We start from the raw sequence: 24,922 nt of genomic DNA on the forward strand, positions 1-24,922 counted from the left end.
GCTGCGCAAGCCGCCACGCGGCATCGACAACCCTCGACGCAAATCCTTAACTCACCGGCATTGCGCCAGAGCAGCACAAACTCTTCCGGATCATCGAGAACGAAGCCGGGTGCGGGCCTTCGGCCTGACCGGCCGGGGCGGGTCCTCAGCGGGCGGGGTGGTTGAGCTGGTCGTGGGTGAAGGCCTGGGGGTCGGTGTCCGGGTCGCGGTCGAGTTGCTCGTCGACGGGGACCCACTGGTCCTCCACGACGGGTTCGGGGACGCCGACGCGCAGGGCCTCCAGCTGGGCGCCGAAGGCGATCCCGAGGAACAGCGCGATCCCCGTCAGGTTCGCCCAGAGCAGCAGGGCCATGATGCCGGTCAGCGCGCCGTACGTGGCGCCGAAGGCGTCGCTGCTGCTGACGTAGAACGCGAGGAGGGCGCTGATCAGCCACCAGAGGGCGGTCGACAGCGCGGCGCCGAAGAGGAGCCAGGAGAAGGCCGGCTGCCGGCGGCGCGGGGCGAAACGGAAGATCGCGGCGACGGCCGTGACGACGAGGACGACGCTGACCGGCCAGCGGACGAGCTGCCAGACGGTGTCGACGGGCCCGCCCCAGGAGTAGTGGGAGCGCACGGAGCGGCCGAGGTCACCGCCGGCGACGAGCATGAGGAAGCCGGCCAGGGCGGGGATGCCGGCGCCGAGGGCGAGCAGCACGGCCCGGAAGTACTTGACGTGCGCGGGCCGGTCGCGCTCGACGCCGTAGATGCGGTTGGCGCCGCGTTCGATCTGGGCCATCGCGGTGGTGAGGGCGAGCATCCCGGTGAGGAGACCGGCGCCGAGCGCGAACTCGCCGATGTCCTCGGTGCGCTCGGAGTCGACGAGCAGGTCCTGGACGAGCCCGTCACTGGCGCCGGGAGTGAGGGCGAGGACGGTGTCGGCGACGACCTGCCCGCCCTCGGCCACGCCGAGCTTGCTGATCAGGCCCGTGAGCGCGATGAGGAACGGCACGATCGCCAGGCACAGCTGCAGCCCGAGGGCACGCGAGTGGCTGAAGCCGTCGCCGTACCGGAAGCGCAGAAACGCGTCGCGCAGCAGGCACCACCCAGCGTGCCGCCGCAGCGAATGCCAGGCGTCGTCGGCGGAGAGATCGTCGCGGGCCATGAGGCGCGTCTCGGGGACCTGCCGGGTGCTGCTCACAGCCGTTGATTTCCCGTCGCGCCGGAACCGAAAACCCCCGCGTAAATCCGGTCGCACCGCACGTGCGGGCCCACTTACCATCGAAGCGCACGGTGATGAGGTGGTCGCACCGGCGCCTGACGAGCGCACGGCGGGGTGGCCGCGGAGCCGTATGCGTCGAGGTCACGGCAGGCCGTCGTGACGAAGGTGTGGTGGCACCGCGACCGGCCCCATCGCCCACACCTCCGGGGAGCGGAATCCCTCGGGAGGTGTCATGCAACGCGTGCTGTCCGACCAGCTGCCGCGGTATGTCGGCGAGACGGTGACCGTCGCCGGCTGGGTCCATCGACGGCGGGTCCTCGCCAACGTGACGTTCGTGATCATTCGGGACAGAGCGGGGCTGCTGCAGGTCGTGACGACCGGGCAGGAGGCGCCGGCGGAGGAGCAGGTCGTCTCGGTGACCGGGCGGGTCGTGCGGCACGGCGGGGTGGAGCTCGTCGAGCCGGAGTTCACGGTGCTCGCGCAGGCGGAGGCGCCGCCCGTGGAGCTGTTCCGGCCCACGGTGAAGGCGTCGCTGCCGGTGCTGCTGGACCACGCCGCCGTCACGCTGCGGCATCCGGCGAGAAGAAGCGTGTTCGCGGCGTCGGCGGCGGCCGTCAGGGCGTTCCGCGCGGCGCTCGACGCGCAGGGGTTCACCGAGGTGTTCACGCCGAAGATCGTCGGCTCCGCGACGGAGAGCGGTGCCGACGTGTTCGAGCTCGACTACTTCGGCGAGAAGGCGTACCTGGCGCAGTCGCCGCAGTTCTACAAGCAGACGATGGTCGGCGTGTTCGAGCGGGTGTACGAGGTCGGCCCCGTCTTCCGGGCGGAGCCGCACGACACGTCGCGCCACCTGGCGACGTACACCTCCCTCGACGCCGAACTGGGGTTCGTCGAGGACCATCGGGACGTCATGGCGGTCCTGACGGAGGTGATCCGGGCGATGGTCGCCGCCGTGCGGGAACATGGCCGGCCGGTGGACCTGCCCGGGGAGATCCCGACCCTGCACTTCCGCGACGCCCTGCGGATGGTGGGGGCACCCGAGGACGAGCCGGACCTCGCCCCGGAGCACGAGCGGGCGCTCGGGGAGTGGGCCGCCGGGACGCACGGATCCGACTTCGTGTTCGTCGAGGGGTACCCGATGCGCAAACGCCCCTTCTACACGCACCCGCAACCGGACGACCCGCGCTGGTCCAACTCCTTCGACCTGCTGTTCCGCGGCGTCGAGCTGGTGACCGGCGGTCAGCGCCTGCACAGGTACGCGGACTACCTGGCGGCGGTGCCCGACCCGGAGCCGCTGGAGGGCTACCTGGAAGCGTTCCGGCACGGCATGCCGCCGCACGGTGGGTTCGCGATCGGGCTGGAGCGTTTCATGGCCCGCGTGACCGGTGCCGCGAACGTGCGCGAAACCGTGCTCTTCCCTCGTGACCTGCACCGTCTGGCGCCGTAATTCGATTGCACGGGTGCAAGTGATGATCTATAATTGGTACATGCGTACTAACGGGGATGGCGTCTGGGATTCACCACGATGACGGTCGGTCGCGGGGGCACACCGCTGTGTGCCCCCGCGACATCGGCCACTCCCCGCACGCGCGCGCCTGAGACAATGGACGGGTGACCCTCCGAGAGATCGTTCTGCTCGGCTCGACCGGGTCGATCGGCACTCAAGCGATCGACATCGTCCGGCGCAATCCCGACAAGTTCCGTGTGGTCGCCATCGGCGCCGGTGGCGGCAATGTGCGTCTCCTCGCCGAGCAGGCGCTGGAGCTCGGCGTCGACGCGGTCGGCGTGGCGAAGGCCACCGCCGCGCAGGACCTGCAGCTCGCGTTCTACAGCGAGGCCGCCCGCCGCGGCTGGGCCACCGGCGACTTCCGGTTGCCGAAGATCCTCGCCGGGCCCGACGCGATGACCGAGCTGGCGCAGTGGCCCTGCGACACGGTCCTCAACGGTGTCGTCGGCTCGCTCGGCCTGGCCCCGACGCTCGCCGCCCTCCGGGCCGGCCGCGTCCTGGCCCTGGCCAACAAGGAATCCCTGGTCGCCGGAGGTCCGCTGGTGCGGGCCGTCGCCAAGCCGGGCCAGATCGTCCCCGTCGACTCGGAGCACTCGGCCCTGGCCCAGTGCCTCCGGGGCGGCACCGCCAAAGAGGTCCGGCGGCTCGTGCTGACCGCGTCCGGCGGCGCCTTCCGGGACCGCACCCGCGAGCAGCTCGTCGGCGTCACGCCGAAGGAGGCCCTCGCGCACCCGACGTGGGACATGGGCCCGGTCGTGACGATCAACAGCGCCACGCTCGTCAACAAGGGCCTCGAGGTGATCGAGACGCACGAGCTGTTCGGGGTGGCGTACCGCGACATCCACGTCATGGTGCACCCGCAGTCGGTGATCCACTCGCTGGTCGAGTTCCACGACGGCTCGACCCTCGCCCAGTGCAGCCCGCCGGACATGCGCCTGCCGATCGCGCTCGCCCTCGGCTGGCCCGACCGGGTCGCCGACGCCGCGCCCGGGGTCGACTGGACCAGGGCGCACACCTGGGAGCTGCGCCCGCTCGACGAGGAGGCGTTCCCGGCCGTCGCCCTCGCCAAGGCCGCGGGGGAGGCGGGCCGGTGCCGGCCCGCGATCTACAACGCCGCCAACGAGGAATGTGTGGCCGCGTTCACAGCGGGTGACCTTCCGTTCCTCGGCATCGTCGAGACGTTGGAGCGAACCCTTACGGACGCACCTGACTTTGCCGAACCAGGTACCGTCGATGACGTGCTCGCCGCCGAATCCTGGGCGCGGGCCTATGCGCGCGAGCGGATCGCGGGCGGGAAAGGGGCCTGATGGCGTTCACGGTGGGGATCATCCTCTTCGCGGTGGGGATCCTGTTCGCGGTGTGTCTGCACGAGGCGGGACACATGCTGACCGCCAAGTGGTTCGGCATGCGGGTGACCAAGTATTTCGCCGGGTTCGGCCCGACGATCTGGTCGTTCAAACGCGGCGAGACCGAGTATGGCGTCAAGGCGCTGCCCTTCGGCGGCTTCGTGAAGATCGTCGGGATGACGCCCCAGGAGGACGACGTCGACCCGGTGACCGGCGTCTCCGGCGCCGACGATCCGCGGGCGATGTGGCGCTTCCCGGTGTGGAAGCGGACGATCGTGATGAGCGCGGGCTCGATCACCCACTTCGCGATCACGCTGATCACGCTGTGGGTGCTCTTCTCGTTCGTGGGCATCCCCAACCCCGAGACCAAGGCCGAGCAGTGGCCCGTCCGGGTCGGCCCGGTCGCCGAGTGCATCTCCACCAAGTGGGAATACGACGCGACGACCAAGGCCCCGAAGGCCTGCGACCCCGCCAAGGACCCGAAGAGCCCCGCGGCGCAGCTCGGGCTCAGGTCCGGCGACATGATCACGTCCATCGACGGCGTCGCCACGCCCACCTCGGCCCTGCTGCGCGAGGAGCTCAAGAGGGCCACCAACAAGACGGTCGCGGTGACCTGGACGCGCGACGGGAAGGCGCTCAGCGGCACCGCCACCATCCCCGAGGCGCAGCGGATCAAGTCCGACGTCGTCAAGACCGCCGACAAGATCACCGCGGACGACCTGGAGCAGGGCGGTCTGCTGGGCATCAGCATCGCGCCGCGCGTCGCGGACATCCCGCACGTGTCCTACGGTCCGGTCGAGGGCGTCGACAAGACGTTCACCATCACGTGGTCGCTGATCGAGCGCACGTTCGCCTCGTTCAAGGACATCCCGGAGAAGGTGCCCAACCTCTTCAAGGCGATCTTCGGCGAGCAGCGTGACCCCGAGACCCCGGTCAGCGTGGTCGGCGCCAGCCGGATCGGCGGCGAGCTGTTCGAGCTCGGCGACTGGGCCTCGCTGCTGCTGCTGTTCGCGAGCCTCAACCTGTTCTTCGGCATCTTCAACCTGTTCCCGCTGCTGCCGATGGACGGCGGCCACATCGCGATCGCCTGGTTCGAGCGCGTGCGGTCCTGGTTCGCGGCCAAGCTGGGCAAACCCGACCCAGGTCGGGTCGACTACTACAAGCTGGCGCCTATCACGCTGGGCGTGATAGGCATCCTCGGCGTCTTCGTCCTGTTGACGGTGACGGCCGACTTCGTGAACCCGATCAGCCTAAAGTGAAACCCTCTCAATCGGACATTTCGACCCTCAGGTGGCGCACTCCATGACCGCTGTCAGCCTCGGCCTGCCTACCGTCCCCCCGCCGGCCCTCGCGCCGCGCCGCAAGTCCCGCCAGATCATGGTCGGCTCGGTGCCGGTCGGCGGCGGCGCGCCGGTGTCCGTGCAGTCGATGGCGACCACGCTCACCGCCGACGTCAACAGCACGCTCCAGCAGATCGCCGAGCTCACCGCCTCGGGCTGCCAGATCGTGCGGGTCGCCGTGCCCAGCCAGGACGACGTCGAGGCGCTGCCGGCGATCGCGAAGAAGTCGCAGATCCCGGTCATCGCCGACATCCACTTCCAGCCGAAGTACGTGTTCGCGGCGATCGACGCCGGCTGCGCGGCGGTCCGGGTCAACCCGGGCAACATCCGCCAGTTCGACGACAAGGTCAAGGAGATCGCGAAGGCGGCCTCGGCCGCGGGCATCCCGATCCGCATCGGCGTCAACGCCGGCTCCCTCGACAAGCGCCTGCTGGAGAAGCACGGCAAGGCGACCGCCGAGGCGCTGGTGGAGTCGGCGCTGTGGGAGTGCTCGCTGTTCGAGGAGCACGACTTCCGCGATATCAAGATCTCGGTCAAGCACAACGACCCGGTCGTCATGATCCGCGCGTACCGGCAGCTCGCCGAGCAGTGCGACTACCCGCTGCACCTCGGGGTGACCGAGGCCGGCCCGACGTTCCAGGGCACGATCAAGTCGTCCGTCGCGTTCGGCGCGCTGCTCGCCGAGGGCATCGGCGACACGATCCGCGTCTCGCTGTCGGCCCCGCCGGTCGAGGAGATCAAGGTCGGCAACGCGATCCTCGAGGCCCTCGGCCTGCGCGAGCGCGGCCTGGAGATCGTCTCGTGCCCGTCCTGCGGCCGCGCCCAGGTCGACGTCTACACCCTCGCCGAGCAGGTCACCGCCGCGCTCGACGGGTTCCCGGCGCCGCTGCGGGTCGCCGTCATGGGCTGCGTCGTCAACGGCCCCGGCGAGGCCCGCGAGGCCGACCTCGGCGTCGCGTCCGGCAACGGCAAGGGCCAGATCTTCGTCAAGGGCAAGGTCATCAAGACGGTGCCCGAGGGGCAGATCGTGGAGACGCTGGTCGAGGAGGCCCTGCGTCTCGCCGAGGAGATGGGCGTCGACCTGCCGGAGGAGTTGCGGGGCCTCGGGCCGTCCGTGACGGTCCACTAGCGGGACGCGCAGGGTATGTGCGGCTGTCCCCGCCTCGATCTGGCAGGCTTGTACGCATGCTGACGGTGGCGGCGAGACTTCTGGGCGACGCCGAACGCGGTTCGGTCGAGCGGCTGCTCGACGGCGACCCGTTCGGCGGAGCCCAGGTCGCCGAGCGGATCTCGATGGCCGGGCTGGCCTGGTGGCGCCAGGACGCCCGGATCTTCGGTTACGGCTCGCGCCGTCACCTGGAGTCGCTGTGCTGGCTCGGCGCCAACCTGATCCCCGTCAACGCCTCGGCGGCGGCCGTATCGGCGTTCGCCGACATGGTCGCGGGCGAGCCGCGCGGCTGCTCGTCGATCGTCGGCGCCGCGGACGCGGTCCTCGGACTGTGGAGCAGGCTGGCGCCCTCGTGGGGGCCGTCGCGGGACGTACGACCGAATCAGCCGCTCATGGCGACGTCCTCGCCGGCGCCGGTGCCCGCCGACCCCAACGTGCGGCTCGTCAAGCCCGACGAGATCGACCTGCTGTTCCCGGCGGCGGTGGCGATGTACACCGAGGAGGTCGGCGTCTCACCGACCGCCGACGGCGGTGAGCGCTCCTACCGCGAGCGCGTCGGCGAGCTGGTCCGGGCCCGCCGGGCGTACGCCCGCGTCATCAACGGCAAGGTCGTCTTCAAGGCCGAGCTGGCCGTCGTCACCCGGCACACCGCGCAGATCCAGGGTGTGTGGACGGCGCCGGAGTGGCGCGGCCGCGGGCTCGCCCGGAGCGGGATCGCCGCGGTCGTGCGCGACTCCCTCCGGCGCGTGGCGCCATCGGTGAGCCTGTATGTCAACGACTACAACACGCCTGCTCGCAAGGTATACGAGCGGTGCGGCTTCCAGCAGGTGGGCACCTTCGCGACGGTGCTGTTCTAAACCGGCATTCTCCCGACAAAGCGTCCTTTGTGCAGGATGATCAAGAGGCCACCCGGCTGAACAAGGGGAAGCTTCGCATGGGCCAGATCATCCGGCAGATATCGCCCAACACCACGCGCTACTACTGGTACCCGGGGGACAAGAAGGAGTGGCTGCGCGCCCTCTTCGCCTGTGGCGCCGGGTGTGCGGTGTTCGGGCTGACGTTCCTGCTGACCAGGAGTGTCGTCGCCGCGGCGGTCCTGGGCCTGTCGACGAGCGTCGGGTGCGTCTGTTTCAACCTCGGACGCCGCGACACGCGGGCGCTCGACGGCCTCGACAACGCCACGATCACCCGGCGCGCCGCGGTCAGCGCCTCCGGCCGGGCCGCCTGGCGCGGGCTGGTCGAGGGGGTCGCGGTCGCGCTCGCCGTGCTGGTCGTCGCGCAGCTGCCGACCCGGGGGTTCGTCGTGGACTGGCTGCTGCCGCTGGTGCCGGCCCTCGCCGCCGGGATCGCCAGGCAGGGCGGCCTGCTCAGCGCCCGCCTCACGCACGAGTCCGCGAAGGCGTCGACGCTGCGCCCCGGTTTCGGCCGCAACCCGCTCCCCGAGGGCGCGCGCCACTGAGTCAGACGGCGTACGCCGGACGCATCCGCAACCCGCACAGCACCGACGCGCTGTGGGAGCCGGCCTCGGCGGTGTAGAAGATCACCTTCTGGCCGGCGTCGGCGATCTCGAGGACCTCGCAGTCGAAGACGAGCCGGCCGTGCACCGGATGGTCGAACCGCTTCGTCGTGGCGCGGCGCACGCTGACCTGGTGCTCGTCCCACCGGCGGGTGAACTCCGCGCCGGTCGACCTGAGCCGCGCGATCAGCGACCGGATGCCTTCGTCGCGCGGGTACCGCACGGACGCGGCCCGCAGGTCGGCGACGCACTCGTCGGCGAACCGGGAGGCGTCCTGCGAGGTGAGGTCGGCCGGCCCGCTGAACAGGTTCCAGATCATGTTGCGTGAGCCGGGCATGACCACCGCCGGGTCGCCCATCAGCGCGACCGCCAGGGGGTTCCAGGCGAGCAGCTCGTACTTCGCGTCGATCACGAACGCGGGCGTGTCGTCGAGGCGTTCGAGCAGGTGCAGGATGCCCGCGGACACGTGCGGCGAGGGCCCGGCGGGCGGCCCGGGCTGCTCGCCGGCGACCTGGAAGAGGTACGTGCGCTCGTCGTCGTGCAGCCGCAGCGCTCGGCCGAGCGCGCCGAGGACCTGCCGCGACGGGCGCGGGCCCCGGCCCTGCTCCAGGCGCGCGTAGTAGTCGACCGAGATGCCCGCCAGCCGGGCGACCTCCTCGCGGCGCAGGCCCGGGGTGCGCCGGCGCCCACCGCCGTCGATGCCGGCGTCGGCCGGCGTGACCCTGGCCCGGCGGCTGCGGAGAAACGCGGCGAGCTGCTCCCGGTCCATGCCCCCATGCTGCCGGAACGCGCCGCCGCCAACCAGGGACCGGCGATCCGATGTTCGGCCGGGCTCTGCCGCGCGGGCCGGGCGGACGGCAGCGTGGCGGGCATGGATGAGCCACGGGTCGCCCTCGTCACGGGCGCGAACAAGGGCATCGGCTTCGAGATCGCGAAGCTGCTCGGCACGGCGCACGGCATGCGGGTCCTGGTGGGCGCGCGGGACGCGGTGCGCGGCAAGGAGGCGGCCACGGCGCTCGGCCCGTTCGCGACGGCGGTCACCCTCGACGTGACCGACGCCGGCAGCGTCGCGGCGCTGGCCTCGCTGGAGCGGCTCGACGTCATGGTCAACAACGCGGGTGTACTGCTGGAGCGCGGCGCGCCGCCCAGCGGGACGCCGGTGGAGCTGCTGCGGCGGACCTTCGAGACCAACGTGTTCGGGGTCGTCGCCGTCACCAACGCGGTGCTGCCCGCGCTGCGGCGCTCCGACGCGGGCCGGGTCGTCAACGTCAGCAGCGGGCTGGGGTCACTGGCCTTCACCACGGAGCCGTCGCACATGTACGCGCAGCACCCGCTCCTGTCGTACAACGCCTCGAAGAGCGCGCTGAACGCCGTCACCGTCTCGTTCGCCAACGAGCTCAGGGCGACGGCGATCAAGGTCAACGCCGCAGACCCCGGCTACTGCGCGACCGACCTCAACGATCACTCCGGCCCGCGCACGGCGGCGCGGGGCGCGGTCGCGGCGGTCCGCCTGGCGACGCTGCCGGCGGACGGCCCGACCGGCGGCTTCTTCGACGAGGACGGCCCCGTGCCCTGGTAAGCACGGTTCTGGATGATCCGGAAGAGTTTGTGCCGCTATGACGACACAAAGTCTTCCGGATCACGGGAAAGAGTCCAGGGGAAGCGGGACAGGAATGCCGCGGCGGCCGCTGATCGGGGGCCGTCGCGGCGCCACGCCAGGCCGAGCCGGCCGCTGAGCGAGGGCCGGGTGATGCGCAGGGCGTGGAGGCCGTCGAAGGTCCGCGCGATCGACGCCGGCAGGATCGCCACGCCCAGCCCCCGCGCGGCCAGCCGGGCCACCACCTGCGGCGTGCCCGCCTCGAAGGCGACCCGCGGCGCGAACCCGGCCGCCGCGCACGCCGACTCCAGGATGCCGCGGATGCCGGTGCCGCCCGGCAGGCACACGAGGGGCCGGTCCCGCAGCTCCGAGACCCGCACCGTGGACCGCCGCGACCAGGCATGCCCCGGGGCGACCGCGGCGTCGACCGCCTCGTCGGTGAGCACGCGCACGTCCAGGTCGGCCGGCGGGGTGTCGTACGCGATGATCGCCGCGTCGAACAGCCCGGCGCGCAGCCCGTCGACGAGCCGGTCGGTGGTGTCCTCGGCGAGGGTGATCTCGACGCCCGGGTGCTCGGCGTGGAACTCGGCGAGCACCGTGGCGAGGTCGACGTCGTGCGAGGTCACGGTGCCGATCGCGACCCGGCCGCGGGTCAGGCCGGCGAGCTCGGCGGCGGTGCGCCGGGCCCCTTCCACGGCATCGAGGGCGGCCCGCGCGTAGGGCAGCACCGCGGCGCCGGCCGCCGTCAGCCGCACCTCCCGGCCGGACCGGTCCAGCAGGTCCTGGCCCAGCTCCCGCTCCAGCTTCCTGACCTGCGCGCTCACCCCGGGCTGCGCGACCCGCAGCCGGGCCGCCGCGCGCGTGAAGCTGGCCTCCTCGGCGACGGCGACGAGGTACACCAGCTGATGCAGCTCCATAAGCACCGATTCTAGAAGTCAGCAGGAACGGGTCTTGGAGTTATGGGCCGTGGCGGCGCAGGGTGGGGGTATGACGACGACAGCGAAGACGCCCGAGGACCTGACCCGGCTGTTCGTGGAGCGCGCCAACGCCGGCGACGCCGAGGGGCTCGCCGCGCTCTACGAGCCGGACGCCGTCCTGGCCTACCCGCCGGGCCGGACGACCGTCGGCCGCGACGCCATCCGGAAGGTCTGCGAGGAGATGGTCAGGCACGTGCCGCACTTCGAGCTGGAGCCGCTCACGCCGACCGTCCTCAACGGCGACGTGGCGCTGACCGGCACCCGCTCCGCCGACGGCAAGGGCGGTCGCGTCCAGGTCGTGCGCCGCCAGCCCGACGGCTCCTGGCTGCGCGTCATCGACAGGCCCGAGCAGTCCTAGGCCCGCACCCGCAGCATCTTCGGGTCGTAGAGGGGTTCGGCGCGCACGACGGCGGGCGACCAGCGGTCGAAGACGGACACCTCCACGGGGGTCCCGGCCGCGGTCGACGCCGGCAGGTATGCGTAGGCGATCGACGCGCCGACCCGGTAGCCGAACCCGCCGGACGTGACCCGTCCGCTCGGCACGCCGCCGACGCGGACCGGCTCGCCGCCGAGGCAGACGGTGGCCGGGTCGTCCAGCACGAGACACCGCAGCGTCCGCGACGGTGTGCCGGGAAGGGCGGACCGTCCGATGAAGTCCTTCGACAGGTCGACGAACGGGCCGAGCCCGGCGGAGATCGGGTCGGTGTCGGTGGTGAGGTCGGAGCCCCAGACGCGGTAGCCCTTCTCCAGGCGCATCGAGTCGATCGCCCGGTAGCCGCCGGGGCGCAGCCCGGCCGGCGCGCCGGCCGTCATCAGCAGGTCCCACAGGGTCAGCGTGTACTCGGCGGGGGCGTACAGTTCCCAGCCGAGCTCGCCGACGAACGTGACCCGCTGAGCGAGCACCGGCACCGGCCCAACGGTCAACCGCACCGCCCGCATGAACGGGAAGTCCGCGTCGGACAGGGACGCGTCGGTGAGCGGCTGCAGGATGTCGCGCGACGAAGGTCCCCACAGGCACAGGCAGCCGAACGCCGACGTGACGTCGTCGACCGTCACCTCGCAAGAGGCGTGGCGGCGGATCCAGGCCGCGTCCCGCACCCCGCTCGCGGTGCTGGTGACGATCCGGAAGTGCGCCTCGCCGAGCCGGGCGACGGTCAGGTCCGCCTCGACCCCGCCACGGGTGTTGAGCATCGAGGTGTACGTGAGGCTGCCCACCGCCCGGTCGACGTCGTTGGCGCACAACCGCTGCAGCAGCCCCAGCGCGCCCGGCCCGCGCACGTCGAGCTTCGCGAACGAGGACTGGTCGAACAGGCCGGCCGCGGTGGCGGTCGCGGCGACCTCGGCGGCGATCGCGGGCGACCAGTTCCGGCCCGCCCATCCCCGCGGCGCGGTCACGCCCGGCGCGGCGAGGGCCGCGTTGGCGCCGAACCAGTTCGCCCGCTCCCACCCGGCCTTCTCGCCGAGCGCGGCATCGAGAGAGGACAGGCGCGGCCACACGGGGGAGCGGCGCAGCGGCCGCCCGGCGGTCCACTCCTGCCCCGGGTACACGATGTCGTAGTAGCGGGAGTAGCCGTCGAGGGCCTTCGTCGCGGCCCACGTGCGGCTCGCGGCGTGGGCGCCGAAGCGGCGGACGTCCATCGTGGACATGTCCCATTCCGGCGTACCGTCGACGATCCACTCGGCGATCACCTTGCCGACGCCGCCGGCCGCGGCGAGCCCGTGCACGCAGAACCCGGCCGCCACCCAGAAACCGCGCACGGGCGTCTCGCCGAGCAGGAACTCCCCGTCGGGCGTGAAGGCCTCCGGCCCGTGCACGATCCGGTCCATGCCGAGGGTGCGCAGCGCCGGGACGCGGTGCCGGGCGTTGCCCCACGACTCGGCGAACTTGTCCAGGTCGGGCTCGAACAGGGTGCGCGGCGCCGACAGCGGGTCGGGGTCGTCCCACAGCGACGGGTCGCGCACGTAGCCGCCGACCAGAAGCCCACCGGAAGGGGCGGGGGCGCCGCGGAAGTAGACGATCCGGTCGGGGTCGCGGACGGTCGGGATGTCCACCGTGGAGCCGGCGCCCGGCAGGGCCTCGGTGACGACGTACTGGTGCTTGATCGGCACGATCGGGATGTCGACGCCCGCGAGCCGCCCGACGCGACCGGCCGCGGCGCCGGCGGCGTCGACGACGACCTCGCAGGTGATCCGCCCCTCGGTGGTGACGACGGCGGTGACCTGCCCGGCGGCGGTCTCGACGCCCGTGACGCGCACCCCGGTGACGATCCGGACGCCGAGCGCGCTCGCGCCCGCGGCGAGGGCGGCGCCCAGCTGTGCGGGCTCCAGCCAGCCGTCGCCGGGCAGCCATCCGGCGGCGAGGACGTCGTCGACGTTGAGCAGCGGCAGCCGCTCCTTCGCCTGCGCGGGGGTCAGCAGGTCGAGCTCCAGGCCGTAGGTGGTCGCCGAGCTGACCTGCCGCCGCAGCTCCTCGACGCGTTCGGGCGTGGTCGCCAGCCGCAGCCCGCCGACGCCGCGCCAGCCCGGGTCCAGTCCGGTGAGGGTGCGCAGCTCCGCGTACAGGCCGGACGAATACATGATCATCCGGGTCTGGCTGACGGTCGAGCGCAGCTGCCCGACGAAGCCGGCGGAGTGCCACGTCGTGCCGTCGGTCAGGTCGTGCTGTTCGAGCAGCACGACGTCGGTCCAGCCGAGCCGCGCCAGGTGGTAGGCCACGCTGCAGCCGGCGACGCCGCCGCCGATGACGACGGCGCGAGCGGCCGCTGGGAGCTCCGACATTGCATGATTGTGATCCCCCGTGCCGGGCTTGTAAAAGGTCTGAAGCAATACCGGTGAACGCGAAGATCCCTCTTGACGACCGGCCGTGGCAGGCGTTAACTGTGCCCCACTATGACGCCGATCACTACAGACCGCAGGGTGTAAAGGTCTGTAACCGGCGTCGGACCGCGCGGCGAAGGGGCCGGGTGCCATGACTGCGGTGCCGTCCATCGCGGACCTGCTCGAGCGGGTCCCGTCATGGATGGGCCGCGCGGTCGAATGGCAGCGGCTGCAGGGCGGGCTGTCCCATCACATCTACCGGGTCGACGTCGACCGCGTTCCCTATGTCCTGCGCGTGCTCGAGCCGGCGGTGTCCGACGCCGGCCTCGGCGTGCCGCCGGAGCGGGAGATCGCCAACACCGTCCTCGCCGCGCAGACCGTCGGCGCGCAGGTCTACGAGGTCCTGCCGGACGTGCCGGCCGTCGTCATCGAATACCTCCCGGGACGGACCCTCAGCGCCGCCGAGGTGCGCCGGCCCGAGGTCATCCCGTCCATCGCGACCGCCTGCCGGAAGCTGCACGCCGGACCGGCGTTCGGCAACGACTTCGACATCTTCGCCAAGCGCGCCGAGCTCCTCGACGTCTGTGCGCGGCACGACCTGCCGCTGCCCGACGGGTACCTGGACCGCTCGTCCGCCGTGGACACCATCAGGGACGCCCTCGCCGCGGACCCGCTGCCGAGCGCGCCGTGTCACAACGACCTGCTGGCGGAGAACTTCATCGCCACCAGCGGCGGCGTGCGGATCATCGACTACCAACTGTCCGGCAACAACGACCCCGCATTCGAGCTCGGCGACATCGCCGCGGAGGCCGACTACGACCCGGATCTGGTCGGCCTGCTGGCAGGGGAGTACTTCGCCGAGGCCGACGAGACCCTCCGCGCGAGGGTCCGGCTGTATCAAGTCGCGTCCAACGTCACCTGGACGCTGTGGTTCACCGTCCACCATGGACTGATCGCGGGCCCGGAGAAGGCCTTCGATTATGCGGCCGAGGCGGCCGAAAAGTGGGGCCAGGCCAAGGATGCCTTGGACGACGACCCCGGCCTCGGCAGGCTCCTGGCGGCGGTCAACGGAAGGACCCCCCACCCCTGATCACCTAGGAGGTGCCCATGGCATCGCCCGTCGACGCCGACGAGCAACGGCTCGCCGAACTGGGCTACAAGCAGGAGCTGCGCCGCAAGTGGAGCGGCTTCTCCAACTTCGCCATCTCGTTCTCCATCATCTCCATCCTCGCCGGCTGCTTCACCACGTTCGGCCAGGCGTGGATGAACGGCGGGCCGGTCGCCATCTCCTGGGGCTGGCCGATCATCTCGATCTTCATCCTGATCATCGGTCTCTGCATGTCGGAGCTGGTGTCGGCGTACCCGACGGCGGGCGGCATCTACTGGTGGGCCGCGAAGATGGGCAAGCCGATCCACGGCTGGTTCACCGGCTGGCTCAACCTCGTCGGCCTGGTCGCGGTCACCGCGTCCGTCGACTACGGCTGCGCGACGTTCATGAGCCTGGTCCTCGACGCGTACACCGCCTGGGACAGCACGAACCTCTACCTGACGTTCCTGCTGTTCGTGATCATCCTGGCGCTGCACGCGGCCATCAACATCTGGGGCCACAACATCATCGACGTGCTGCAGAACGTCTCGGTGTGGTGGCACGTGTTCGGCGCGGCCGCGGTCGTGCTGATCCTGGTGTTCGTGCCGGAGAAGCACCAGAGCCTGGAGTTCGTCTTCACGGAGCGCTTCAACAACTCCGGCTACTCCGACGCGCTGTACTGGTTCCTGGTCCTGCCGTTCGGCTTCCTGCTCACGCAGTACACGATCACCGGCTTCGACGCGTGCGCGCACGTGTCGGAGGAGACGAAGGGCGCGTCCACGGCCGCCGCGAAGGGCCTGTGGCAGTCCATCTTCTACTCGGCGATCGGCGGCTGGATCCTGCTGCTGTCGTTCCTGTTCGCGGCGACCGACGTCGACGCGATCACCGCGGCCGGCGGCTTCTCCGGCGCGATCTTCGAGACCTCGCTGAGCTCCGGCTTCTTCAAGGCGGTCATCCTCATCTCCACCATCGGGCAGTTCTTCTGCGGCATGAGCTGCGTGACGAGCATGTCCCGGATGACCTACGCGTTCAGCCGTGACCGGGCCGTGCCGGGCTGGCGGCTGTGGTCCAAGGTGGACCGCAACGGCACCCCGGTCAACGCGATCCTGGGCGCCTCGGCGGCCGGGCTCGTGCTCACCCTTCCGGCGCTCTACAAGAGCCCGCTCGGCGTGCCCACCGCCTTCTACGCGGTGGTCTCGGTCGCGGTCATCGGCCTGTACCTGGCCTTCCTGATCCCGATCTACCTGCGCCTGCGGATGGGCGACAGGTTCGTGCCCGGCCCGTGGACGCTCGGCAGCAAGTACAAGGTGCTGGGCTGGATCGCGGTCGTCGAGATCGCGGTCATCTCGGTCTACTTCGTGCTGCCGCTGTCGCCGGCCGCGATCCCCGGCAACACGGACTTCTCCTGGCTGAACGTCAACTACGCGCCGCTCGCGATCCTGCTGGTCATCGGCGGCGCCGCGCTGTGGTGGACGCTGTCTGCGAAGCACTGGTTCAAGGGCCCGATCCGCACGATCGACGAGGCGATCGCGGAGGACACCGCCGCGTCCCTCGACTAGGTGCTGACTAGGGAATGATGTGGTCCGGGCGGCGCGCGAACGCCGCCCGGACCATGCAGCGAGGAGGGCGGATGCCGGTGGCCACCGAACCCCTGTCGGGTGTGCCGATGTGGCGGCCGGTCCGGGGCGGCAACGCCTTCGAGATCACCGTGGCGCGGCTGGCCCAGGCGATCCGGCTGGGGCTCGTCCCGGTCGGGGAGCGACTCCCCCCGGAGCGCGAGCTGGCGGAGCGCCTCCAGGTCAGCCGGGTGACGCTGCGGGAGGCGATCGCCGCCCTGCGGGAGGCCGGCTTCCTCGAGTCGCGGCGCGGCCGCTCCGGTGGCACGTTCGTGGTGCGCTCCACCGGCGACTCGCACACCGACGCCGCCGAGCAGGACGCCACCGCGCTCGCCCGCCAGATGGGCGACGCGCTGCACGACGCGCTGGACTTCCGGCGGGTCCTGGAGCCGGGCGCCGCCGCGCTCGCGGCCACCCGCGCCCTGTCCGCCGCGGACCGGGCGCACCTCGTCGCCTGCCTCGCCGCGGCCCGCACCCGCGACCCGAGGACCCGGCGGGTCAACGACTCCCGGCTGCACCTGGCGATCGCCTCGGCGAGCGGCTCCACCTCGGTGGCCGCCTCCATCGCCGACGTGCAGCTGCGCCTGGACCGGCTCCTCGCCGCGATCCCGGTGCTGCGCCGCAACCTCGACCACTCCGACGCCCAGCACGAGCGGGTCGTCGAGGCGATCCTCGGCGGCGACCCGCTCGTCGCCCGCACCGAGATGGAAGAGCACTGCGACGCGACCGCCGCCCTGTTGCGCGGTCTGCTCGGTTGAGTTTATGGTTTCTTTCTAGACCTTTAGGGGTGGACGATGCTGACGATCGAGCAGCTGCGCATCGCCGTGGACGAGGGCGAGATCGACACCGTCGTCGTGGCGGTCACCGACATGCAGGGCCGGTTGCAGGGCAAGCGCTTCTACGCGCCGCACTTCCTCGCCGAGGTCGTCGCCCACGGCACCGAGGGCTGCAACTACCTGCTCGCGGTCGACGTGGACATGAACACCGTCGACGGCTACGCGATGTCGTCCTGGTCGAGCGGCTACGGCGACTTCGCGATGATCCCCGACTTCGCCACCCTGCGGCGCATCCCCTGGCAGCCCGGCACCGCGCTCGTCCTGGCGGACCTGCGCTGGCTCGACGGCGAGTCGCCGGTCGCCGCCTCGCCCAGGCAGATCCTGCAGGCGCAGCTCGCCGGGCTGGCGGGGGCCGGGTACACCGCCTACACCGGCACCGAGCTGGAGTTCGTCGCCTACCGGGACACCTACGAGGAGGCGTACGCCAAGGGGTACCGCGGCCTCACCCCCGCCAACGTCTTCAACGCCGACTACTCGCTGCTGCAGACCGCCCGCGTCGAGCCGCTGCTGCGCCGCATCCGCAACGACATGGCCGGCGCCGGTCTCGTGCCGGAGAGCGCCAAGGGCGAGTGCAACCTCGGCCAGCACGAGATCGCGTTCCGCTACGACGAGGCGCTGCGCAACGCCGACGGCCACGTGCTCTACAAGAACGGCGCCAAGGAGATCGCGGCGCTGGAAGGCGTGTCCATCACGTTCATGGCCAAGCCCAACGCGCGTGAGGGCAACTCCTGCCACATCCACTTCTCCTTGCGAAACGACGGGCAGCGGGTCGAGGAGAAGACCTTCCACCACGCGATGGCCGGGCTGCTGGCCACCATGCGCGAGTTCACCCTCATGTACGCGCCGAACATCAACTCCTACAAGCGCTACCAGGCCGGCTCGTTCGCGCCGACCGCGGTGCGCTGGGGCAACGACAACCGCACCTGCGCCCTGCGCGTCGTCGGGCACGGCGCGTCGCTGCGGGTGGAGAACCGGGTCCCCGGTGCCGACGTGAACCCCTACCTGGCGATCGCCGCGATGACCGCCGGCGCGCTGCACGGCATCCGCAACGAGCTCCCCCTGGAAGACATCTACACCGGCAACGCCTACCAGGACGACTCCGCGCCGCGGGTGCCCTCGACGCTGCGCGAGGCGCTCACCCTCTGGGAGGCCAGCGACCTGGCCCGCGCCGCGTTCGGTGAGGACGTCGTCGCCCATTACGCCAACAACGCCCGGGTCGAGCTGGCAGCCTTCGAAGCGGCGGTCACCGACTGGGAACTCCAGCGCGGCTTCGAAAGGCTGTAGAACACATGCATGACGTCATCTCGCCGGTGACCGAGGAGATCGTCGCCTCGGTGCCCTCCACCAGCGTGGAGGAGACCGACGCCGCGATAGCAAAGGCCCACCGGGCGTTCCAGGCGTGGCGACAGGTGGCACCGGGCGACCGGGCCCGGCTGCTGCGCCGCTTCGCCGCGCTCGTCGACGAGCACAACGAGGAGCTCGCCCAGCTGGAGATCCGCAACTCCGGGCACACCATCGGCAACGCCCGCTGGGAGGCCGGCAACGTCCGCGACGTGCTCAACTACTACGCCGGGGCGCCCGAGCGGCTCAGCGGCCGGCAGATCCCCGTCGCCGGCGGCATGGACGTCACGTTCTACGAGCCCCTCGGCGTCGTCGGGATCATCGTGCCGTGGAACTTCCCGATGCCGATCGCCGGCTGGGGCTTCGCGCCGGCGCTCGCGGCCGGCAACACGGTGGTCCTCAAGCCCGCCGAGCTGACCCCGCTGACCGCCATGCGGCTCGGTGAGCTCGCGCTGGAGGCCGGGCTGCCCGAGGACGTGCTCACCGTGCTGCCCGGCAAGGGATCCGTCGTCGGCGAGCGGTTCGTCACCCACCCCCTCGTCCGCAAGGTCTGCTTCACCGGCTCCACCGAGGTCGGCAAGCGCATCATGGCCGGCTGCGCCGAGCAGGTGAAGCGGGTGACCCTCGAGCTCGGCGGCAAGAGCGCCAACATCGTCTTCGCCGACGCCGACCTGGCGAAGGCCGCCGCGAGCGCGCCCGGCGCGGTGTTCGACAACGCCGGCCAGGACTGCTGCGCCAGGTCCCGCCTGCTGATCCAGTCGTCCGTGTACGACAGGTTCATGGGCCTGCTGGAGCAGTCGGTGAAGGCGTTCCGCTGCGAGGATCCCTCCCTGGAAACCGCGCAGATGGGGCCCCTCATCAGTAAGGCACAGCTGGCATCGGTGCGGTCCTATGTAGACAACGCCGCGTTCTCGGGCAGCGCACCGGACGGCCCGGGCTACTGGATGGCGCCGACCGTGATCGAGGCAGCCTCGGCCCAGGACCGGCACTGGCGCGAGGAGATCTTCGGGCCCGTCCTGTCGGTGCTGCGCTTCGACGACGAGGCCGACGCGGTCCGCCTCGCCAACGACACCGAATACGGCCTGTCCGGCTCCATCTGGACCGGCGACCTGGGCCGCGGCATCCGCGTCGCCCGCGGCGTCGAGGCCGGCAACCTCAGCGTCAACTCCCACTCCTCGGTGCGCTACTGGACCCCGTTCGGCGGCGTGAAGCAGTCCGGCCTCGGCCGTGAGCTCGGCCCGGACGCGGTCGCCGCGTTCAGTGAAGTCAAGAACGTCTTCTTCAGCACGGAGGTCTAAGTGCAGGCTCGTCTCCAGGACCGGGTCGCGGTCATCACCGGCGCCGGCAGCGGCATCGGACTCGCCACGGCGCGCCGCTTCGCGTCCGAGGGCGCCAAGGTCGTCGTCGTGGACCTGAACCCCGACGCGGGCAAGGCCGCCGCCGACGAGGTGGGCGGGGAGTTCGTCGCCGCCGACGTGTCCGACGAGCAGGCCGTCAAGGCGCTGTTCGACGGGGTCGCCGAGCGGTACGGGCGGCTCGACATCGCCTTCAACAACGCCGGCATCTCCCCGCCGGACGACGACTCGATCCTCGACACCGGCCTGGAGGCCTGGGAGCGGGTGCTGAAGGTCAACACGACCAGCGTCTACTTCTGCTGCAAGTACGCCATCCCGCACATGCGCGCCCGGGGCAAGGGCTCCATCATCAACACCGCCAGCTTCGTCGCGCTGCTGGGCGCGGCCACCTCGCAGATCGCCTACACCGCGAGCAAGGGCGCGGTGCTGTCGATGACCCGCGAGCTCGGCGTCCAGTTCGCCCGCGAGGGCATCCGGGTCAACGCGCTGTGCCCCGGGCCGATCGCCACCCCGCTGCTCATGGAGCTCTTCGCCAAGGACCCCGAGCGGGCCGCGCGGCGCCTCGTGCACGTGCCGATGGGCCGCTTCGGCGAGCCCGAGGAGATCGCCGGCGCGGTCGCGTTCCTCGCCAGCGACGACGCGTCGTTCATCACCGCCTCCACGTTCCTCGTCGACGGCGGCATCACCGGCGCCTACGTGACGCCGCTGTGACTCCGCTCGTCGGCATCACCGCCTACGTGGAACCCGCGCGCTGGGGTGTGTGGGACACGCGGGCGGTGCTCATCCCCGAGGGCTACGCGCGCCTCGTGCGGGAGGCCGGTGCCCGCCCGGTCGTCCTGCCCCCGACGCCGGACGGCGCCGCCGACCTCATCCGCCGCCTCGACGGGCTCGTCCTGGCCGGCGGCGCGGACATCGAGCCGGCCCACTACGGCGCGCCGGCCCACCCCACGACGAAGACCCGGCCGGACCGCGACAGCGGCGAGCTGGCCGTGCTCGCTGCCGCGCTGGAGGCCGACCTGCCGGTGCTCGGCGTGTGCCGGGGCATGGAACTGCTCGCCGTCGCCTGCGGCGGCAAGCTCACCCAGCACCTGCCCGACGTCCTGGGCAACGAGCGGCACCAGCCCGCCCCCGGCGTCTACGGCGCGCACCCTGCCCGGTTCGCGCCCGGCTCCCTCGCCGCCGCGATCTTCGGCGAGGCGGCGGACGTCAACTCGTACCACCACCAGGCCGTCGACGACCCGGGCTCGCTGACCGTCACCGGCTGGGCCGACGACGACGTCATCGAGGCGGTCGAGGACCCGGCGCGCCGGTTCGTGCTCGGGGTCCAGTGGCACCCGGAGGAGGCGTCCGACGTGCGTCCGTTCGCCGCGTTGGTACGAGCCGTCACTGGGTAGGTTCGAGGGCATGCGCATCGGGTTCGGACTGCCGGTATCGGGCCCGTGGGCCACGCCGGAGCTGCTCGCCGAGGTCGCCGTCGAGGCGGAGCGGCTCGGCTACGACTCGCTGTGGACCTTCCAGCGGCTCCTGGCGGCCGACGCACCCGTGTACCGCAGCGTCCTCGACCCGATCGTGGCGCTGACCTTCGCGGCGGCGCGGACGAGCCGGATCCGGCTCGGCGTGGCGGTGATCAACCTGCCCTTCGTGTCGCCGGTGGTGCTCGCCAAGCAGGTCGCGACCCTCGACGTGCTCAGCGGCGGCCGGGTCGACCTCGGCCTCGGCGCCGGCTGGTCACCGGACGAGTTCGCCGCGACCGGCGCGCCCATGCGGCGGCGGGCGGCACGCACCCGCGAATACGTCGCCGTGCTGCGCGCGCTGTGGTCCGGGTCCACCTCGTTCGACGGGGAGTTCTACACGGTGCCGCCGGGCCGCATGGAGCCCAGACCGGTCCAGGACGCGGGGGTGCCCATCCTGCTCGGTGGTGCCGTCCCCGCCGCGGTCCGCAGAGCCGGCGAGATCGCGGACGGCTGGGTCAGCCGCTCGGCAACCGACCTGTCCGACATTTCGTCGGATGTCGCGTTGGTACGAGCGGGAGCCGCGTCCTCGGGTCGCGCTTCGCCGAGGGTCGTCTGCCGCGGTGTGCTCAAGCTCACCGACCTCGAGCTCGACACCGAGGGCCGCCCGCCGCTGTCCGGCACCTACGAGCAGATCCGCGAGGGCACGGCCTGGCTTGGCACGCAGGGCGTCACCGAGGTGTTCTACGACCTCAACTGGGACCCGCTGAGCACCCTGCCGCCGGAAGCCGCCCGGGAACGGGCGCTCGAGATCCTCCACAACCTCGCCCCCGTGGGATTAAGTTGATGGCATGTCGCGACCGGTGATCGGACTGACCACCTACGCCGAGGAGACCCGCTTCGGGCTCAACGACACCTTCTCGGCCGTGCTCCCGCTGTCCTACGTGCACGCCGTGCACGCCTCGGGCGGCCGGGCGGTCCTCGTGACCCCCGACGACCCCGACATCGACGTCCTCGAGGGCCTCGACGGGATCATGTTCACCGGCGGCTCCGACGTCAACCCGGACCTGTACGGCGAGCCGCCCCACGCCACCACCAAGGTCAAGCCCGAGCGCGACACCGCCGAGCTGCTGCTCATGCGCGCCGCCCTGGCGCTCGATCTGCCGCTGCTCGGCATCTGCCGCGGGATGCAGCTCATGTGCGTGGCCTACGGCGGCCGCCTGCACCAGCACCTGCCCGACGTCCTCGGCCACAACGACCACCGCCCGGTCAGCGGCCCGAAGTTCGGCGAGCACCCGGTCGTCCTCACCGGCGGCACCATGGCCGCCAAGATCCTCGGCGACTCGGTGCTGGTCAACTCGTTCCACCACCAGGGCTGCGCCGACCCCGGCACCCTCGTCCCGACCGGCTGGTGCCCGGACGACAACCTCATCGAGGTCGTCGAGGACCCGTCGAAACTCTTCGCCATCGGCGTCCAGTGGCACCCCGAGGACACCACCGACTTCCGGCTCTTCGAAGCATTCATCGAAGCCGCCCGCGCCCGTAAGATCTCGGTAGCCATACGGCCACAAGCGCGCTGAGCTCAGGCAACGAGGGTGATCGACGCGCACATCACGACGAGCGGGTCGACGCGATCGCCCTGGAGGAGCTACTCGCCGGTGGCGGCGGCCTCGGCCGAGGTGCGGTGGTCGATGCGCAGGTCAGGGGCCGACTCGCGGTAGTGCTCGCGGTCGTCGGAGTCCTGCAGGAGCGCCTCGGCCTGGGCCTTCGGGTCGTCGCTGCCGGCGGTGAGCTCCTCCGGCAGCAGTTCCTCCGCGCGCTGGTTGACGCGTTCGTCGTCGATCATGCACGGGGGTTACCCAGACCGCGCCGAGTTGATGCGCGTTAGGCTTTTCGGCATGACCGTCCGCGCTCCGCTCGCTCCCGGCACACAAACTCCCTGGCGTCAGGTCCCGGCCTCGATCCCGCGCCCCGAGTATGTGGGCAAGCGCGCGCCGAGCAAGCACCGCGGGTCCGACGTGCAGACGCCGGAGATCATCGAGCGGATGCGGGTCGCGAGCCGGCTCGCGGCGCAGGCGACGGCCCTGGCGGGGGAGCACGCGAAGCCGGGCGTGACGACCGACGAGATCGACCGGGTCGTGCACGAGTTCCTGTGCGACCACGGGGCATATCCGTCGACGCTGGGCTACAAGGGCTTCCCGAAGTCGTGCTGCACGTCGCTCAACGAGGTGATCTGCCACGGCATCCCCGACTCGACGGTGATCGAGGACGGCGACATCCTCAACGTCGACGTGACGGCCTTCATCGGCGGGGTGCACGGCGACACCAACCAGACGTTCTGCGTCGGTGACGTCGCCGAGGAGGACCGGCTGCTGGTCGAGCGGACCCGCGAGGCGATGATGCGCGGCATCCGCGCCGTCGCGCCCGGCCGCCCGCTCAACGCGATCGGCCGCGTCATCGAGGCCTATGCGAAGCGCTTCGGCTACGGCGTGGTGCGCGACTTCACCGGTCACGGCATCAACGAGGTGTTCCACACGGGGCTCTATGTCCCGCACTACGACAACCCGCGGCTCACCACGATCATGGAGCCCGGCATGACGTTCACGATCGAGCCGATGATCACGCACGGCACGCACGACTACACCATCTGGAAGGACGGCTGGACGGTCGTCACGAAGGACCGCAGGTGGACCGCCCAGTTCGAGCACACCATCGTGGTGACCGAGGACAGCTACGAGATCCTGACCCTGCCGTGACCGGCCCGGAGCGTAGCGGAGTGGCCGGGCGCCATGGGCTCAGTCGCTGTGGGTCGCGGCGGCGCCGGAGCGCAGCGGAGGCGGCGGCGTGACGCATCCGGCGTCCGAGGACGCGCACCATCACACCGACGTGTCCGGGGGGTGGCTGCGGGCCGCGGTGTTCGGGGCCATGGACGGGCTCGTCACCAACATCGCGCTGATCGCGGGCGTCGGCGGCGGCGGGATCGCGCCAAGCACGATCGTGCTCACTGGCACCGCCGGGCTGGTCGCCGGGGCGATCTCGATGGGGCTGGGGGAGTTCACCAGCGTCCGCGCGCAGAACGAGCAGGTCGCCGCCGAGGTCGCGAAGGAGCGGCGGGAGCTGACCCACTTCCCCGAGGCCGAGGCCGAGGAGCTCGCCCGGATCTGGGAGCGTCGCGGGCTGCCCGCCGAGCTGGCGCTGCAGGTCGCCTCGACGCTCGGGCGGGACATCGACGAGGCGGTCCGGGTCCACGCGCAGGAGGAGCTCGGGGTCGACCCCGACGACGCGCCCAGTCCGTGGGTCGCCGCCGGCTCGTCGTTCGTGTGCTTCTCGATCGGTGCGCTGGTGCCGCTGCTGCCGTACCTCCTGGGCGCCACCACACTGTGGCCGGCCCTCGCGGCGGGCGGGGTGGGGTTGTTCGTGGCCGGCGCCCTGATCGCGCGCTTCACCCGGCGGCGCTGGTGGGCCTCGGGCATCCGGCAGCTGCTGCTCGGGGCGGCGGCGGCCGGGGCCACGTATCTGGTCGGGCGGCTCATCGGGGTGTGAGTGACCTGGCCCGTCCGGGAAGGTGGTGGTCTTCCCGGACGGCAGGGCTCACGAGACGGTTGATGTTAACGACGCGGCTGCATCGTCGGACCGGCCCAAGCGGTGCGGCGCATGTCGGTCTCCTCTCGTTCGGACGCTCGTGGCGTGATGCAACGATCGTCGCGGAGCGGACACGTCCGTGGGGTCCTGCGCCCTTGCGATGGCACGCTTTCGGGAGTACCGGAGGT

General features: G+C 71.5%; 24 protein-coding genes. 19 read left to right on the top strand and 5 right to left on the bottom strand.

Going from position 1 to position 24,922, the window contains the following annotated elements; translation table 11 throughout:
- Positions 1-145: 145 nt before the first annotated feature.
- Entirely contained in the window at positions 146-1,177 is a 1,032-nt protein-coding gene (locus ABZS58_RS42925; RefSeq protein ID WP_354789764.1) for a YihY/virulence factor BrkB family protein, read from the bottom strand.
- A gap of 253 nt (positions 1,178-1,430) precedes the next feature.
- Between ABZS58_RS42925 and aspS the strand changes: the two genes are divergently transcribed.
- From aspS to ABZS58_RS42955, 6 genes are all read left to right on the top strand, one after another.
- The gene (aspS, locus tag ABZS58_RS42930) at positions 1,431-2,645 is read left to right on the top strand and encodes an aspartate--tRNA(Asn) ligase (protein ID WP_354789766.1); all 1,215 of its coding nucleotides are present in this window, start codon (positions 1,431-1,433) and stop codon (positions 2,643-2,645) included.
- Between the two features lie 179 nt (positions 2,646-2,824).
- On the top strand, positions 2,825-4,012 hold the full coding sequence (gene dxr / locus ABZS58_RS42935; protein ID WP_354789840.1) for a 1-deoxy-D-xylulose-5-phosphate reductoisomerase: 1,188 nt from the start codon (positions 2,825-2,827) through the stop codon (positions 4,010-4,012).
- A complete protein-coding gene (locus ABZS58_RS42940; protein WP_354789767.1) occupies positions 4,012-5,310 on the top strand; it encodes a site-2 protease family protein in 1,299 nt (432 codons plus the stop codon). The genes dxr and ABZS58_RS42940 overlap by 1 nt, the downstream gene beginning before the upstream one ends.
- A gap of 43 nt (positions 5,311-5,353) precedes the next feature.
- Positions 5,354-6,520 (top strand): flavodoxin-dependent (E)-4-hydroxy-3-methylbut-2-enyl-diphosphate synthase, encoded by a 1,167-nt coding sequence (gene ispG / locus ABZS58_RS42945; RefSeq protein ID WP_354789769.1) that lies wholly within the window; start codon positions 5,354-5,356, stop codon positions 6,518-6,520.
- Between the two features lie 56 nt (positions 6,521-6,576).
- Entirely contained in the window at positions 6,577-7,416 is an 840-nt protein-coding gene (locus ABZS58_RS42950) for a GNAT family N-acetyltransferase (protein WP_354789771.1), read from the top strand.
- A gap of 77 nt (positions 7,417-7,493) precedes the next feature.
- Positions 7,494-8,018, top strand: coding sequence for a hypothetical protein (locus ABZS58_RS42955; RefSeq protein WP_354789772.1), 525 nt, complete (start codon positions 7,494-7,496; stop codon positions 8,016-8,018).
- A 1-nt stretch (position 8,019) separates the two neighbouring features.
- Here the strand turns inward: ABZS58_RS42955 and ABZS58_RS42960 are convergent, their stop codons facing one another.
- A complete protein-coding gene (locus tag ABZS58_RS42960; RefSeq protein WP_354789773.1) occupies positions 8,020-8,844 on the bottom strand; it encodes a helix-turn-helix transcriptional regulator in 825 nt (274 codons plus the stop codon).
- Positions 8,845-8,946: 102 nt separating this feature from the next.
- Here ABZS58_RS42960 and ABZS58_RS42965 point away from each other — a divergent pair, with 102 nt between their 5' ends.
- Positions 8,947-9,654: an SDR family NAD(P)-dependent oxidoreductase gene (locus tag ABZS58_RS42965; protein ID WP_354789775.1), complete on the top strand. Its 708-nt coding sequence runs from the start codon at positions 8,947-8,949 to the stop codon at positions 9,652-9,654.
- 35 nt (positions 9,655-9,689) lie between these two features.
- Here ABZS58_RS42965 and ABZS58_RS42970 read toward each other — a convergent pair whose 3' ends face one another.
- Positions 9,690-10,589 carry a LysR substrate-binding domain-containing protein gene (locus ABZS58_RS42970; protein WP_354789776.1) on the bottom strand — a complete coding sequence of 300 codons (900 nt, stop codon included), beginning with the start codon at positions 10,587-10,589 and terminating at the stop codon, positions 9,690-9,692.
- Between the two features lie 70 nt (positions 10,590-10,659).
- On the opposite strand from ABZS58_RS42970, the gene ABZS58_RS42975 reads away from it, so the two are divergent.
- The gene (locus ABZS58_RS42975) at positions 10,660-11,007 is read left to right on the top strand and encodes a nuclear transport factor 2 family protein (RefSeq protein ID WP_354789778.1); all 348 of its coding nucleotides are present in this window, start codon (positions 10,660-10,662) and stop codon (positions 11,005-11,007) included.
- On the opposite strand, the gene ABZS58_RS42980 is transcribed toward ABZS58_RS42975, so the two are convergent.
- On the bottom strand, positions 11,004-13,427 hold the full coding sequence (locus tag ABZS58_RS42980) for an FAD-dependent oxidoreductase (protein WP_354789780.1): 2,424 nt from the start codon (positions 13,425-13,427) through the stop codon (positions 11,004-11,006). The two genes, ABZS58_RS42975 and ABZS58_RS42980, sit on opposite strands and share 4 nt — an antisense overlap.
- Before the next feature lie 190 nt (positions 13,428-13,617).
- On the opposite strand from ABZS58_RS42980, the gene ABZS58_RS42985 reads away from it, so the two are divergent.
- The 9 genes from ABZS58_RS42985 to ABZS58_RS43025 all read left to right on the top strand — a co-directional run bounded on the left by ABZS58_RS42985 (position 13,618) and on the right by ABZS58_RS43025 (position 22,732).
- Positions 13,618-14,556, top strand: coding sequence for a phosphotransferase (locus tag ABZS58_RS42985; RefSeq protein WP_354789781.1), 939 nt, complete (start codon positions 13,618-13,620; stop codon positions 14,554-14,556).
- A gap of 17 nt (positions 14,557-14,573) precedes the next feature.
- On the top strand, positions 14,574-16,112 hold the full coding sequence (locus tag ABZS58_RS42990; protein WP_354789782.1) for an amino acid permease: 1,539 nt from the start codon (positions 14,574-14,576) through the stop codon (positions 16,110-16,112).
- 77 nt (positions 16,113-16,189) lie between these two features.
- Complete coding sequence (locus ABZS58_RS42995; protein ID WP_354789784.1) at positions 16,190-16,927, top strand: FCD domain-containing protein; 738 nt, start codon at positions 16,190-16,192, stop codon at positions 16,925-16,927.
- A 36-nt stretch (positions 16,928-16,963) separates the two neighbouring features.
- The gene (locus ABZS58_RS43000) at positions 16,964-18,289 is read left to right on the top strand and encodes a glutamine synthetase family protein (protein WP_354789786.1); all 1,326 of its coding nucleotides are present in this window, start codon (positions 16,964-16,966) and stop codon (positions 18,287-18,289) included.
- Between the two features lie 5 nt (positions 18,290-18,294).
- Positions 18,295-19,644 carry an aldehyde dehydrogenase family protein gene (locus ABZS58_RS43005; protein WP_354789788.1) on the top strand — a complete coding sequence of 450 codons (1,350 nt, stop codon included), beginning with the start codon at positions 18,295-18,297 and terminating at the stop codon, positions 19,642-19,644.
- Positions 19,645-20,412, top strand: a complete 768-nt coding sequence (locus ABZS58_RS43010) for a 3-oxoacyl-ACP reductase (protein WP_354789790.1) — start codon at positions 19,645-19,647, stop codon at positions 20,410-20,412.
- Positions 20,409-21,095: a gamma-glutamyl-gamma-aminobutyrate hydrolase family protein gene (locus ABZS58_RS43015; protein ID WP_354789792.1), complete on the top strand. Its 687-nt coding sequence runs from the start codon at positions 20,409-20,411 to the stop codon at positions 21,093-21,095. Before ABZS58_RS43010 ends, ABZS58_RS43015 begins: the two co-directional genes overlap by 4 nt.
- Positions 21,096-21,105: 10 nt before the next feature.
- Positions 21,106-21,999, top strand: coding sequence for an LLM class flavin-dependent oxidoreductase (locus tag ABZS58_RS43020; protein WP_354789793.1), 894 nt, complete (start codon positions 21,106-21,108; stop codon positions 21,997-21,999).
- 4 nt (positions 22,000-22,003) lie between these two features.
- Positions 22,004-22,732, top strand: coding sequence for a gamma-glutamyl-gamma-aminobutyrate hydrolase family protein (locus tag ABZS58_RS43025; protein WP_354789795.1), 729 nt, complete (start codon positions 22,004-22,006; stop codon positions 22,730-22,732).
- Between the two features lie 68 nt (positions 22,733-22,800).
- Here ABZS58_RS43025 and ABZS58_RS43030 read toward each other — a convergent pair whose 3' ends face one another.
- Entirely contained in the window at positions 22,801-22,998 is a 198-nt protein-coding gene (locus ABZS58_RS43030) for a hypothetical protein (protein WP_354789797.1), read from the bottom strand.
- 52 nt (positions 22,999-23,050) lie between these two features.
- Here ABZS58_RS43030 and map point away from each other — a divergent pair, with 52 nt between their 5' ends.
- The gene (gene map, locus ABZS58_RS43035; RefSeq protein ID WP_354789798.1) at positions 23,051-23,908 is read left to right on the top strand and encodes a type I methionyl aminopeptidase; all 858 of its coding nucleotides are present in this window, start codon (positions 23,051-23,053) and stop codon (positions 23,906-23,908) included.
- A gap of 88 nt (positions 23,909-23,996) precedes the next feature.
- Positions 23,997-24,695, top strand: coding sequence for a VIT1/CCC1 transporter family protein (locus ABZS58_RS43040; RefSeq protein WP_354789800.1), 699 nt, complete (start codon positions 23,997-23,999; stop codon positions 24,693-24,695).
- Positions 24,696-24,922: the final 227 nt, after the last annotated feature.

This window comes from Dactylosporangium sp. NPDC005555 (assembly GCF_040605635.1).
GTDB lineage: Bacteria > Actinomycetota > Actinomycetes > Mycobacteriales > Micromonosporaceae > Dactylosporangium.